Origin of the sequence: Tenacibaculum salmonis (assembly GCF_041053065.1) — a bacterium.
Lineage (GTDB): Bacteria > Bacteroidota > Bacteroidia > Flavobacteriales > Flavobacteriaceae > Polaribacter > Polaribacter pacificus_A.
In genome coordinates this window covers 1,206,398-1,220,732 of the sequence record NZ_JBFCVV010000001.1, presented here as the reverse complement: position 1 = coordinate 1,220,732, position 14,335 = coordinate 1,206,398, and the positions used below count along the sequence as shown (strand labels likewise).

Below are 14,335 nucleotides of genomic sequence, written 5' to 3'. Positions count from 1 at the left end.
AGGTTATAAAACAATATATATGACATATCAAGAAACCTTAGATTGGATGTTTGCGCAATTACCAATGTATCAAAAAGAAGGTAAAACTGCATTTAAAAAAGATTTAACCAATAGTATTGCTTTAAGTAAAGAATTAGGAAATCCTGAGAAAAAGTTTAAAACTATTCATGTTGGCGGAACTAATGGAAAAGGTTCTACAAGTCATATGATTGCTTCCGTTTTACAAGAAGCAGGTTATAAAGTTGGTTTATATACATCGCCACATCTTAAAAATTTTACAGAACGTATTCGAATTAACGGAGAAGAAATTCAGCAAGAAAATATTATTGATTTTATTTCAGAAAACAAACAGTTTTTAGAAGCTCAAAAATTATCGTTTTTTGAAATGACCGTGGGAATGGCTTTTAGTTATTTTGAAAATCAAAAAGTAGATATTGCTGTTATTGAAGTAGGATTAGGAGGTAGGTTAGACTCTACAAATATTATTACTCCAGAAGTTTCGGTAATTACAAATATCGGATTAGATCATACGCAGTTTTTAGGCGAAACATTACCTGAAATAGCTTATGAAAAAGCAGGGATTATAAAAAATAACGTTCCTGCTGTTATTGGTGAACGTCAAGAAAGTATTCAAAAAGTTTTTTTATCAAAAGCAAATGATTGTAATTCTGAAATAGTTTTTGCTTCTGATGAAGATTATATTTATAAAACTGATTTATTAGGCGATTATCAATCGAAGAATGTAAAAACGGCAGTTAAAGCAATTAGTCAATTAAAAGATTTTGTTATTTCTGAAGAAAACATCAAAAATGGATTATTACAAGTTGCAAAAAACACAAATTTAAAAGGACGTTGGCAAATTTTACAGCAAGAACCTAAAATAATTTGTGATACTGCACATAATAAAGAAGGCTTAATTTATACTTTAGCACAACTTAAAAATGAAAGTTTTGAAAAATTACACATTGTTTTAGGAGTTGTTTTTGATAAAGACTTAGAAGCTATTTTACCGATGTTTCCTCAAAATGCTACTTATTATTTTTGTAAACCCGATATCGCAAGAGGATTATCAGAAAAAAAATTAAAAGATACTGCTGAGGTGTTTAATTTAATAGGAAAATCATTTAGTTCTGTTAATCAGGCTTTTGAGTCTGCTAAATTAAGTTCAACCAGTAAAGATGTTATTTATATTGGAGGAAGTACGTTTGTAGTTGCAGAAATTTTATAAAAATAATTGAAAAAAAACATTGTTAATCTAAAAAAGAGTTGTAGATTTGCACCCGCAATTAGCATATAGGGCGCGTAGCTCAGTTGGTTCAGAGCACTTGGTTTACACCCAAGGGGTCAGGGGTTCGAATCCCTTCGCGCCCACACTGAATTCCTAATAGTTAATTGCGTATTAGGGCGCGTAGCTCAGTTGGTTCAGAGCACTTGGTTTACACCCAAGGGGTCAGGGGTTCGAATCCCTTCGCGCCCACACAGAACACCTAATAAAAAAGTCCTAAAAATATTTTGGGCGCGTAGCTCAGTTGGTTCAGAGCACTTGGTTTACACCCAAGGGGTCAGGGGTTCGAATCCCTTCGCGCCCACTGAAAGTCTCATCATTTTTGATGAGACTTTTTTTGTTTTATAATATCTATTAAAAATGTTTTTTGTAGTTTCGTGAGCTATTTTACGAAGTGTTTTAGTAAGGATGAAAATGAGTGCACCAAAAAGGACTGAGGTATGTAGGATTGCTATTAGCAAGATTGTTTGCTAATAAATATTCTGTTATTGGTTTTGATATAAAAACTAAAAGAGTAGCTGGGTTAAAAAAAGGTGTAGATAAAACTTTCGAGGTTTTATCTGATTTGTTAAATGGAGTATTAGTATCTAAAGATTCAGATGAAAAAGGAAAATAGCGTTGCTTATGATGTGAAAAATTTCCTTTCTCAAGAATATAAATAAAATATTATAATGAAAAACTTTGCTTTAATTGGAGCAGCAGGATATGTAGCCCCACGTCATTTAAGAGCTATAAAAGATACAGATAATATTCTAATAGCTGCGCTTGATAAATTTGATAGTGTAGGTGTTATGGATAGTTATTTTCCGAATGCTGATTTTTTTGTAGAGTTTGAGAGATTTGACCGTCATATTGAAAAAATTAAACGTAAGCAAAATATCCAATTAGATTATGTGAGTATTTGTACACCAAATTATTTGCATGATTCCCATATACGTATGGCTTTGCGAAGAGGGGCTGATGCTATTTGTGAAAAACCTTTAGTTTTAAATCCATGGAATGTAGATGCATTACAGGATATAGAAAAAGAATCAGGAAATAAAATTAATACGATACTTCAATTACGGTTACACCCAAGTATTATCGAATTAAAAGAAAAAGTTGTTGCTGAAAAAAAACTAGGTAAACAGCAAAAATATGATGTTGATTTAACTTATATCACTTCAAGAGGAAATTGGTATGATGTTTCTTGGAAAGGTGATCAAAGTAAATCAGGAGGAATTGCAACAAATATTGGTGTTCATTTTTATGATATGCTTTCTTGGGTGTTTGGTAATGTTCAAGAAAATATAGTGCATTTAAGAGAAAAAGATAAATCAGCAGGTTATTTAGAGTTTGAAAATGCAAGAGTGCGTTGGTTTTTATCAATAGATGAAAACTCATTACCTAAAGAAGTTCAAGAGAAAAATCAAAGAACATACCGTTCTATAACTGTTGATGGAGAGGAAATTGAATTTAGTGGAGGTTTTACAGATTTACATACTGAAAGTTATAAAGGGATTTTAAAAGGTAACGGTTTTGGATTAATAGATGCTAAACCATCTATCGAAATAGTTCATGATATTAGGAATTCTCCTATCGTAATTAAGGGTGAAAAACATTTTTTTTTAAATAGATAAAAGTATATTTGCCAAGCGAAAAAGAATTAAGAAAAAGAAAAAGAATGAAAGTAGGTGTCACATTTAGTGCTTTCGATTTGCTTCACGCAGGTCATGTTAAAATGTTAGAAGATGCAAAACGTCAATGTGATTATCTTATCTGTTGCTTGCAAACAGACCCTACCATTGATCGTCCAGAAAAAAATAAGCCCATACAATCAGTTGTTGAAAGGTATATCCAATTAAAAGGGTGTAAGTATGTAGATGAAATTGTTCCTTATGCAACAGAACAAGATTTAGAAGATATACTACGTTCTTTTAAAATAGATGTACGAATATTAGGAGATGAATATGCTGATAAAAATTTTACAGGAAGAGAATACTGTGAAAACAATGGGGTAGAATTGTTTTACAATAAAAGAGAGCATAGGTTTTCTAGTAGCGGATTAAGAAAAGAGGTCGCTGAAAAAGAAAGCCTAAAGATTAAAAACTAAAAAAAACATGAATATAGCAGTTGTCGGTTCAGGTTATGTTGGATTAGTTTCAGGAGCTTGTTTTTCTGAAATGGGTAATAAAGTAACTTGTGTTGATATTGATCAAAATAAGATAGATAAATTACTTGAAGGAGTTGTTCCTATTTATGAGCCAGGTTTAGAGAAAATGGTTCTTAAAAATATAGAAAAAAAGACACTTCTTTTTACAACTAAATTAGAAGAAGCTATTTCTGATGCAGAAATTGTTTTTATAGCTGTAGGAACCCCTATGGGAGCTGATGGATCTGCTGACTTACAATATGTTTTAGCTGTAGCTAATGAAATAGGTCAAAAAATGAATAGTCGCTTAATCATTGTAGACAAATCTACCGTTCCAGTAGGAACTGCTGATAAGGTGAAAGTAACTATTCAAGAGCAATTAGATTTAAGAAATATTTCAATTAAATTTGATGTTGTCTCTAATCCTGAATTTTTAAAAGAAGGAGATGCTATTAATGATTTTATGAAGCCTGATCGTGTAGTTATTGGTGCTGAAACTGAGTATGCTTTTGATAAAATGAGACAATTATATACGCCGTTTACCATGTCACACGAGCGTTTTATAACTATGGATATTCGTTCAGCAGAAATGACTAAGTATGCTGCAAATGCTATGTTAGCTACTAAAATTTCATTTATGAATGAAATTTCAAATATTTGTGAAAGAGTAGGTGCAGATGTAAATAATGTTAGAGTAGGAATTGGTTCTGATAGTAGAATTGGATATAGTTTTATTTATCCTGGAGCTGGTTACGGTGGATCATGTTTTCCTAAAGATGTAAAAGCTTTAAAGAAAATAGCAGAAGAAAATGGTTATAATGCACAATTAATTACTTCAGTAGAAGAGGTTAATAATCGTCAGAAATTTGTAATTTCTGAAAAAATTGTAAAAAGATTTGGTGAAGATTTATCAGGAAAAACTTTTGGTCTTTGGGGATTAGCCTTTAAACCAGGAACAGATGATATGCGAGAGTCACCAGCTATTTATGTAGTTAAAGAACTTGTAAAAAGAGGTGCTAAGGTAAAAGCATATGACCCTAAAGCAATAGATGAAGCACAGTATTTTTATTTAAAAGATGTTCAAGGGATTTCGTATTTTGAGTCAAAATATGATGTATTAAAAGATTCTGAAGCTTTAATTATGTTAACAGAATGGAAAGAATTTCGTTCTCCTGATTTCTCTGAAATTAAAAAACAATTAAGTTCTCCTATAATTTTTGATGGAAGAAATCAATATAATGCATTTAGATTAGAAGAGCAAGGTTTTGAATATTATCAAATAGGAAAAAATTAATGAAAATATTAGTTACAGGAGCTGCTGGTTTTATTGGTTTTCATTTAAGTAAAAGACTTTTAGAAAAAGGGTTTGAGGTTGTTGGTGTTGATAATATTAACGATTATTATGACATTAATCTTAAATATGCTAGGTTAAATGAACTAGGTGTTAAAAGAGAAGAGGCATCTCTTTTTTATAAGGAGTCTAAGAGTGAATCAAATGATAAGTTTAAATTTATCAGACTTAATTTAGAAGATAAAACAGAATTATTTGAGTTATTTAAAACTCAAGAATTTGATGTTGTTTGTAACTTAGCAGCACAGGCAGGTGTGCGTTATAGTATTGAAAACCCTGATGCATATATTCAAAGTAATGTTGTAGGTTTTTTAAATATTTTAGAATGTTCTAGGCATCATGCTATAAAACATTTAGTATACGCTAGTAGTTCTAGTGTTTATGGAGCTAATGCAAAAATTCCTTTTTCAGAAGAAGATAAAGTTGATGAGCCAGTAAGTTTGTATGCAGCTACTAAAAAAAGTAACGAATTAATGGCACATACGTATAGTCATTTATACAAAATACCAACTACAGGTTTACGTTTTTTTACGGTTTATGGACCTTGGGGAAGACCTGATATGGCACCTGTTTTATTTGCTGATGCAATGATAAATAATCGTTCTATAAAAGTTTTTAATCATGGAGATATGGAACGTGATTTCACCTATATAGATGATATTGTTACAGGTATTGAAAAAATAATTGTTAAACCAATATCAACTAGAAATCTATATAAAATATATAATATTGGAAATAACGATTCGGTAAAATTATTAGATTTTATTACTGAAATAGAAAAAAATATAGGTAAAGTAGCTCAAAAAAAAATGTTACCAATGCAACCAGGTGATGTGAAAAAAACATGGGCGAATGTAGATGAATTAATTAAAGATTATAATTATCAACCTACAACCTCTTTAGATAAAGGAATTAAAGAGTTTATTAATTGGTTTAAAATATTTCAAATTGAAAAGTAAAATAACATTTAAAAAAGAAATAATAAAAGCTGTTTTTATTATTTTTCTATCATTTTTTAGTTTTGTGGTATCTGCTCAAGGTGTATCATCACAGTTGAATAATATTCAAGTTGATAATCTTTCAGATAAACAAGTTGTTAGTTATCGTGATAAAATAAAACAACAAGGGTATACTTTAGAACAAGCTTTAGTTATGGCTAAATCTAAAGGAATGCCTGAAATAGAAGCTCAAAAATTAAAAACGAGAATACTTAATTTAGGAAACTCGAGTGTAGCTAAAACAGATGGAAATAAAATATTAAAAACTCAAGATAATATTTACTTTGGGTTAACAGGAAAAAGAAGTGAAGCTCAAAAAAAAGAAAAACTTTTTGGGTATGACTTTTTTAATAATCCGAGTATTTCTTTTACACCAAACTTAAATGTAATAGCTCCTGAAAATTATATTATCGGAGCAGGAGATGTTATTTCTGTTGATTTATGGGGTGCAGCTGAAGTTAATTACGATAAAAAAGTAAATAAGCAAGGAGCAATTAATATTCAAGGAGTTGGATATATTCATTTAGTAGGGTTACCTATTAAAGCTGCCAAATCAAAAATCAAAAATAATTTAAAGAAAATTTATGCTGGAATTGGAGCTTCTTCCAATAGTTATAATAAAGTTAATATTGCAGTTTCTATAAAAGAAGTACGAAATGTTCAAGTGAGTATTGTAGGTGAAGTTAAAGTACCTGGTTCATATTCGTTAAGTGCATTTTCTACTGTTTTAAATTCATTATACGCAGCAGGTGGACCAACAAAAAATGGAACACTTAGAAATATTAGGCTTTTTAGAGCAGGAGAAAAAGTTGCTGATTTTGATTTTTATGATTTTTTAGTAAACGGATTAGAGAAAGGAAACATAACAGTACAAGATCAAGATGTTATAATTGTTAAACCATACGATAAATTAGTAACAATTGAAGGAGCTGTTAAAAGACCAGGTTTGTATGAAATGAAAACTTCTGAAACTGTTTTAGATTTATTAAAATATTGTAGTGGTTTTGTTTCTAACGCATACAAACAAAATATTGTTGTTGAAAGAGTTAATGGGATTCAAAAAGAAATTTTAGAAATACCTCAAGCAAAATTATCTGTAGAAAAATTAAGAGATGGCGATTTTATAAGAATTAATCAAATTACAGATAAATTTTTAAACAAAATAACTATAAAAGGAGCCGTATTTCAACCTGGAAATTATCAATATAAAGAAAATTTATCGGTTGCTGACTTATTAAAAAAAGCAGAAGGAATTACTCAAGAAGCTTTTTTAGATAGAGCTATTATCACTAGAACTTATGATCAAACAAATAAAGAAACAATTTCATTTTCATTAAAAGAAAATAACGAAAATTTGTTCTTAAAAGCAAATGATAAAGTTTATATTTTTAGTAAAAATGAGCTAAAAGAAAAAGAGTTTATTACTATTAATGGTGCTGTAAATAAAGTTAAAAAAATTGATTTTACAGAAGGTTTGCAAATAGAAGATTTAATAGCGCTTGCAGGAGGTTTAAAAGATGGTGCAGATGCTACTAATATTGATGTTTCAAGAAGATTAAAGGATGGGAGTTTTGAAACCGTTAGTAAGAATTTTAACCTTAGTGCAAATACTAGCTTGAAGGGAACTGCTAGTAATAATTTCACTTTAAAACCTTTTGATATTATTTCTGTAAGATATTTAAAAGGATATACTAAACAGAAAAATGTGTTTATTAAAGGAGAAGTTAATTTTAAAGGTGCATATTCAATAGGATTAAAAAATGAAAAAATATCAGATTTAATTAAAAAAGCAGGTGGATTAACAAAATTTGCATACGTTCAAGGAGCTTTTTTAACGAGAAAAAATAATAAAAAAGAAGATAAAAAACAATTAGAAACACTTGTTGAAAATACTTCAGGTGTTAATACATCAGAAATAAAGAAGAATAAATCGTTTAAAGTAGGAATAAATTTACATAAAATATTAGCCAAAGGAGGTGAATCATCAAAATATAATTTAATTCTAGAAGAAGGTGATGAACTGTTTATTCCTTCAGAAAGACAAACCGTAAAAGTAGAAGGAGAAGTATTATCTCCATCATTAGTTAGATACGAAAAGTCAAGGAGTTTTAAACAGTATATTGAAAACTCTGGTGGTTTTTCTTCAAAAGCAAAGAGAAATAGGGCTTATGTAATTTATGCGAATGGTGATATTAAAACAACAAAAAGTTTTTTATTTTTTAAATCATATCCAAAAGTAAAAGCAGGCTCTGTAATTTTAGTACCTAATAAGCCTCAAAATGTTAGAAAAGTATCAACACAGGAAGTTATTGCTATAACAACAGGTTTAGCTACGTTAGGGATTTTAGTTAAAACATTAACAGATAAATAGTGAGCAATATGGAAGATAAAAATACATACAATACTTCTGATGAAATAGATTTATTGGGTTTATTTAAAACTATTTGGAATGGAAGAAAAACAATACTTCGTTTCTTACTTATTTTTGGATTTATAGGATTATTTATTGCTGTTTTTTCAGCCAAACAATATACTGCTTCTACTATTTTAGTACCTCAATTGTCAAAGAATAATAGTAGTAATTTAGGTGGGTTAGCAGCTTTAGCAGGGGTTAATTTAGGTAGTGGAAATACTGAAAGTATCAGTCCAAATTTATATCCTAAAATTACAGAAAGCATTCTTTTTAAAAAAGAATTGTTAAATATTCCTTTGAAATTTTCTTATCTAGAAAAAGAAGTTACCTATAAAGAATATTACCTCAAACATCAAAAAACAAACGTACTCTCTTTTGTAAAGAGTTATACTATAGGACTTCCTGGTAAATTAATTGGATTGTTTAGGAAAAAACCTAACGTTATAATAGAAACAGTAAAAGAAAACGATGGTATTTATAGGTTAGAATTACAAGAAATAAACCTTTTCAGAAACTTAGGGAATCAATTAGATTTAGATATTAATGGTAAAGAAGGGTATGTGAAAATCTCTTTTTCGATGCCTGAAGCTTTGCCTGCTGCACAAATGGCTAAAAAAGTAAAAGAGTTATTACAAAAGACAATTACTGAATTTAAGGTACAGAAAGTAAAAGAGGAATTTATTTTTATAGAAGAACGTTACAATGAATTAAAAACAGACTTCGAAAAAAAACAAGTAACATTAGCTAGTTTTAGAGATAGAAATCAAGGATTAATAACCTCGCGCTCAAAATCTCGTTTACAAAGTTTACAATCTGATTATAGTTTAGCACACACCGTTTATTCTGAATTAGCGAAACAATTAGAAACACAAAAAATTAAATTAAAAGAAAATACACCGGTATTTACAGTTATAGAACCTGTAAGTGTACCTCTTCTGAAATCTAAACCTAGTAGAGCAAAGATTTTTATAATATGGTTACTCCTAGGAGCTATAATAGGAGTAGGAACTATTTTTGGGAGAAATTGGATTAAAAAATTAAAAGATGATTAGGGTGTATTATTAGTTTAAAATTTGTTTTTTATGAGAATAAAACTTAAAAGTATTTTACATTAGCTTCTTAATAATTTAATTAAACACTATAAAAATTTCTTTACTATATATAAGGTAGAGTGACATATAAAAAATGACAAAAGAAAAAAAATCTAAAAATGTATTAATAACAGGTGGAGCAGGTTTTATAGGTTCTAATTTAGTAGCCTATTTTTTAGAAAAAAAGTACAAGGTTACAGTGTTGGATAATTTTTCAACGGGGTATCATCATAATATTGAACCTTTTTTTAATAATCCTGATTTTAATTTAATAGAAGGAGATATTAGAGATTTAGAAACGTGCAAAAAAGCCTGTGAAAACAAAGATTATGTTTTACATCAAGCAGCTCTAGGTTCAGTTCCTCGCTCTATTGAAGACCCAGTTACAACTAATGATGTTAATACTTCAGGGTTTTTAAATATGTTAGTTGCAGCAAGAGATGCAAGTGTAAAGCGTTTTGTATATGCAGCAAGTTCATCTACTTATGGAGATTCTGAATCTTTACCAAAAGTAGAAGATGTTATAGGGAAACCATTATCACCTTACGCTATTACAAAATATGTAAACGAATTATATGCAGATGTTTTTGGTAAAATGTATGGTTTAGAATGTATTGGTTTACGATATTTTAATGTTTTTGGAAGAAAACAAAATCCAAACGGAGCTTATGCAGCGGTAATTCCTAAATTTGTAATTCAGTTGATGAATTATGAAAGCCCTATTATTAATGGAGATGGAACATATTCAAGAGATTTTACATATATCGATAATGTAATTCAAATGAATGAAAGAGCAATGCTTGCTGATTCTGAAGTTGCTATAAATACTGTTTATAATACTGCTGTTGGAGATAGAACAACTATCAAAGAAATGGTTAATTTATTGAAAGAATATCTTTCGGAATATGATGCTAAAATAGGCGATGTTGAAATTACACATGGTCCTAACAGATTAGGAGATATTCCTCATTCATTAGCATCTATTGAAAAAGCAAAGAAAAATTTAGGGTATAAGCCAACACATGAATTCACAAAAGGATTAAAGGAGGCTGTTTCTTGGTATTGGGAAAATTTAGAAAAATAGTTAAAAGATGATTAAAAAAATTGCAGTTATAGGTTTAGGATATGTAGGATTACCATTAGCAAGATTATTTGCTACAAAGTATCCTGTAGTTGGTTTTGATATTAATGAAGCAAGAGTTTCTGATTTAAATAATGGACATGATGATACTTTAGAGGTATCTGATGAATTATTGCAATCTGTATTGATAAAAGAAAATCCATTTAAGCAAAATAATAACGGGTTATTATGTTCTGCAAATACACAAGATCTTAAAGATGCAAATATATACGTAGTAACAGTTCCAACACCTGTAGATAAAAACAATCGTCCTATTTTAACACCTTTAGTAAAGGCTAGTGAAACAATAGGTAAGGTTTTGAAAAAAGGAGATATTGTTATTTATGAATCTACTGTTTACCCTGGAGCAACAGAAGAAGAATGTATTCCTGTATTAGAAAGAGTTTCGGGAATGAAATTTAATGAAGATTTTTATGCTGGATATTCTCCAGAAAGAATTAATCCAGGAGATAAAGAACATACTGTTGAAAAAATATTAAAAGTAACTTCAGGTTCTACACCAGAAATAGGAGTAGTAGTTGATGGAATTTATAAATCGGTAATTACTGCTGGTACACACTTAGCACCAACCATTAAAGTTGCCGAAGCGGCAAAAGTAATTGAAAATTCACAAAGAGATATTAATATCGCTTTTGTAAATGAATTGGCAAAAATATTCAATTTAATGGATATTGATACACATGCAGTTTTAGAAGCGGCTGGTACAAAATGGAATTTTTTACCTTTTAAACCAGGTTTAGTTGGCGGGCATTGTATTGGTGTTGACCCTTATTATTTGGCACAAAAAGCACAAGAATTTGGCTATCATCCAGAAATTATTTTAGCAGGAAGAAGGTTAAATGATTCTATGGGTAAATATGTAGCCGAGCAGGTTGTTAAAACCATGATTAAAAAAGATATTCCTGTAAATAAAGCAGAAGTATTAATGCTAGGAGTTACATTTAAAGAAAATTGCCCTGATGTTCGTAATACTAAAATTATTGATGTGATTTTAGCCTTAGAAGATTACGGAATGAAAGTAACCACCTACGATCCTTGGGCTAATCCGGCAGAAGTGAAGCATGAATACGCAATAGAAAGTACACAAGAATTACCTAAAAAACAGTTTAGTGCTATTGTTTTAGGTGTTGCACATAATGAATTTAAAGACTTAGATTTAAGATTATTGAAAGAAGAGCAGTCTGTAGTTTATGATGTAAAAGGTATTTTAGGACATAGTGATAATAGGTTATAAATTAGTAATATGAAAAAAAATTTAATAATATTCGGAACTAGACCTGAGGCAATAAAAATGGCTCCTTTAGTTAAAGAATTTAAGAATAGTAATAATTTTGAAACGAGAGTTTGTGTTACTGCACAACATAGAGAAATGCTCGATCAAGTGTTAGATTTTTTTGAAATTGCACCTGATTATGATTTAGATTTAATGAAGCCTAATCAGAATTTATATACTCTTACAGCTGATATTATAACAGGATTAAAACCCATATTAGACGAGTATCAGCCGGATTATATTTATGTACATGGAGATACTACTACTACTATGGCCACATCAATAGCTGGTTTTTATAGTGGAGCAAAAATTTGTCATGTTGAAGCTGGATTGAGAACATTTGATAAGCATTCGCCTTTCCCTGAAGAAGTAAATCGTCAAGTAACGGGACGAATAGCTGATTATCATTTTGCACCAACAGAACAATCTCAAAAAAATCTATTAAGAGAGTCAGTTAAAGATACTTCTATCCTTGTTACAGGTAACACGGTTATAGATGCTTTAATGACAAGTATTGAGAGGGTGAATAATATAAAGGATGATGAAATTACTAAATTAAAAAACACTATAGATAGTAATAAAAAACTAATTTTAGTAACAGGTCATAGACGAGAAAATCATGGGCAAGGATTTATTAATATTTGTCAAGCACTAAAAGAAATAGCAATAAACAATAAAGATGTGCAAATTATTTATCCTGTCCATTTAAATCCGAATGTACAGAAGCCTGTTTATGAGCTTCTTGGGGAGATTGATAATATTCATTTAATTTCACCATTGGCATATCCTGCTTTTGTATGGTTAATGAATCAATCGTATCTAATTATTACTGATAGTGGGGGAGTACAAGAAGAAGCACCTAGTTTAGGAAAACCTGTTTTAGTAATGAGAGATACAACAGAGCGTCCAGAAGCTGTAGATGCAGGTACTGTAATATTAGTAGGAACAGATAAAAATAAAATAGTAAGTGAATGCCAATTGTTATTGACTGATGCTGTGAGATATAAAATGATGAGTGCATTGCATAACCCATATGGTGATGGTAAGGCATGTAAAAGAATTGTTGAATTTATTAATAATAAATAGATATCTATATTGAGTAATTTAGTTAAAAATAAAGTGATAGTGACTAATGTGTTATTCTTATTTATAAGAATGGTAATAACAGTTCCTATTTCTCTTTATATCTCTCGTATAGTTCTTGATTTACTTGGTGCTTCAGATTATGGTTTGTATAATCTAGTTGCTGGTTTTGTTATGATGTTCAGTTTTTTAAGTGCTTCAATGTCAAGTGCTATACAGCGTTTTATGTCTTATGAAATAGGTAAGAAAAGTAATATTAGTCTAAATCAGGTTTTTTCTATTGTTTTTAAAATACATGTATTATTAGCTACTTTAATGTCTCTCGTTCTTTTTGTAGTGGGTTTTTGGTTTATTGAAAATAAGTTATCAATACCTGTAGAAAGATTAGATGTTGCAAAAAAAATATTTATTATATCGAATGTGTCTTTTTTTATTAATATACTAATCGTTCCTTTTAATGCTTTAATTTTTTCTCATGAAAAGATGAAAGTATATTCTTTTGTTACAACGTTTCAAGTTTTACTTAAGTTAGCAGTAGCTTTACTATTATCATACATAACTTTTGATTTATTATTATCATATTCACTATTATTATTATTGGTAAGTTTAATAACAAACGTTATTATTGTTTACTACTGTTTTAGAAATATTAAAATTAATTATTTTTACTCTTATTGGAATTCTGATAAATTTAAAGAAATATTAAGTTATGCTAGTTGGAATGTATATGGTAACGTATCAGCCATAGCAAAAAATCAAGGTTCAGCAGTTATTTTAAATATATTTTTTGGAACAATTATAAATGCTTCTTACGCAATTTCAATGCAAGTTTCTAATGCTATTAAAGGTATAGTTAATAATTTTCAGGTAGCATTATATCCTCCAATAGTAAAAGCACATGCTAGTGGTGAAGATGAATATTATAAAAAATTGATGTTTTTTGGTTCTAAATTATCTTTTGTGTTGCTTTTTGTTGTTGTTTTACCATTATTTATGGAAATGGAATATGTTATATCACTTTGGTTGAAAAATGTGCCTGAAGGTGCTGTTGTTTTTTCAAAGTTATTATTGTTGAATTTATTGTTAGATTCTTTTGGTGGAATTATAGCTTCGGGTGTTCAGGCTACAGGTAAAATTAAAGTATATCAAATTGTAGTTTCTACACTCAATATTTTACCTATTATAATTGCTTATATATTATTTTACTTTGATTTTTCAGCTGATTCACTTTTCTACAGTATAATTGTGTTTTCATTTATATCGATGTTTACTAGGGTATATATTTTATCAAAAGTCAATGATGTAATTAGTTTTTATGAATATGTAAAAACTGTTATTTTTCCTGTTTTTATGGTGATAATGTTTTCAGGTATAATAACTCAGTTATGCTTACGTCAATTTGATAGTAGTTTTTTAAGGCTTCTATTAATGTGTTTTTTATCTTTAATCAGTATAGCATCAGCGTGTTTATTAATATTATTTGATAAAAATGAAATTTCAAAAATAAAGCCATTAATAATGAAATTTCAAAAAAAAATCACAAATAATTAAAATTGAAAAAGAATAAAG

Annotated in this window: 12 protein-coding genes and 3 tRNA genes; all 15 read left to right on the top strand. The window is 29.1% G+C overall.

Annotated features, from left to right (window positions below):
* The first annotated feature begins 19 nt into the window (after positions 1 to 19).
* Positions 20 to 1,228 (top strand): bifunctional folylpolyglutamate synthase/dihydrofolate synthase, encoded by a 1,209-nt coding sequence (locus AB0T67_RS05265; RefSeq protein WP_369219448.1) that lies wholly within the window; start codon positions 20 to 22, stop codon positions 1,226 to 1,228.
* Between the two features lie 68 nt (positions 1,229 to 1,296).
* Positions 1,297 to 1,371 (top strand) — tRNA-Val (locus AB0T67_RS05260).
* A 31-nt stretch (positions 1,372 to 1,402) separates the two neighbouring features.
* Positions 1,403 to 1,477: transfer RNA gene (locus AB0T67_RS05255), tRNA-Val, on the top strand.
* A 37-nt stretch (positions 1,478 to 1,514) separates the two neighbouring features.
* A tRNA-Val gene (locus AB0T67_RS05250) sits at positions 1,515 to 1,589 on the top strand.
* Positions 1,590 to 1,703: 114 nt separating this feature from the next.
* On the top strand, positions 1,704 to 1,901 hold the full coding sequence (locus AB0T67_RS05245; protein ID WP_369219447.1) for a hypothetical protein: 198 nt from the start codon (positions 1,704 to 1,706) through the stop codon (positions 1,899 to 1,901).
* A 55-nt stretch (positions 1,902 to 1,956) separates the two neighbouring features.
* On the top strand, positions 1,957 to 2,904 hold the full coding sequence (locus AB0T67_RS05240) for a Gfo/Idh/MocA family oxidoreductase (RefSeq protein ID WP_369219446.1): 948 nt from the start codon (positions 1,957 to 1,959) through the stop codon (positions 2,902 to 2,904).
* A 44-nt stretch (positions 2,905 to 2,948) separates the two neighbouring features.
* Positions 2,949 to 3,377, top strand: a complete 429-nt coding sequence (locus tag AB0T67_RS05235) for an adenylyltransferase/cytidyltransferase family protein (RefSeq protein ID WP_369219445.1) — start codon at positions 2,949 to 2,951, stop codon at positions 3,375 to 3,377.
* A gap of 7 nt (positions 3,378 to 3,384) precedes the next feature.
* Entirely contained in the window at positions 3,385 to 4,710 is a 1,326-nt protein-coding gene (locus AB0T67_RS05230) for a UDP-glucose dehydrogenase family protein (RefSeq protein ID WP_369219444.1), read from the top strand.
* Positions 4,710 to 5,726, top strand: a complete 1,017-nt coding sequence (locus AB0T67_RS05225; protein WP_369219443.1) for an NAD-dependent epimerase — start codon at positions 4,710 to 4,712, stop codon at positions 5,724 to 5,726. The genes AB0T67_RS05230 and AB0T67_RS05225 overlap by 1 nt, the downstream gene beginning before the upstream one ends.
* Entirely contained in the window at positions 5,716 to 8,136 is a 2,421-nt protein-coding gene (locus AB0T67_RS05220; RefSeq protein WP_369219442.1) for an SLBB domain-containing protein, read from the top strand. The genes AB0T67_RS05225 and AB0T67_RS05220 overlap by 11 nt, the downstream gene beginning before the upstream one ends.
* Positions 8,137 to 8,144: 8 nt before the next feature.
* Positions 8,145 to 9,230, top strand: a complete 1,086-nt coding sequence (locus tag AB0T67_RS05215) for a Wzz/FepE/Etk N-terminal domain-containing protein (RefSeq protein ID WP_369219441.1) — start codon at positions 8,145 to 8,147, stop codon at positions 9,228 to 9,230.
* 133 nt (positions 9,231 to 9,363) lie between these two features.
* Positions 9,364 to 10,353: an SDR family oxidoreductase gene (locus AB0T67_RS05210; RefSeq protein ID WP_369219440.1), complete on the top strand. Its 990-nt coding sequence runs from the start codon at positions 9,364 to 9,366 to the stop codon at positions 10,351 to 10,353.
* Between the two features lie 7 nt (positions 10,354 to 10,360).
* Entirely contained in the window at positions 10,361 to 11,644 is a 1,284-nt protein-coding gene (locus AB0T67_RS05205) for a nucleotide sugar dehydrogenase (RefSeq protein ID WP_369219439.1), read from the top strand.
* A gap of 9 nt (positions 11,645 to 11,653) precedes the next feature.
* The gene (gene wecB / locus AB0T67_RS05200) at positions 11,654 to 12,769 is read left to right on the top strand and encodes a non-hydrolyzing UDP-N-acetylglucosamine 2-epimerase (RefSeq protein WP_369219438.1); all 1,116 of its coding nucleotides are present in this window, start codon (positions 11,654 to 11,656) and stop codon (positions 12,767 to 12,769) included.
* A gap of 39 nt (positions 12,770 to 12,808) precedes the next feature.
* Entirely contained in the window at positions 12,809 to 14,317 is a 1,509-nt protein-coding gene (locus AB0T67_RS05195; protein WP_369219437.1) for an MATE family efflux transporter, read from the top strand.
* Positions 14,318 to 14,335: the final 18 nt, after the last annotated feature.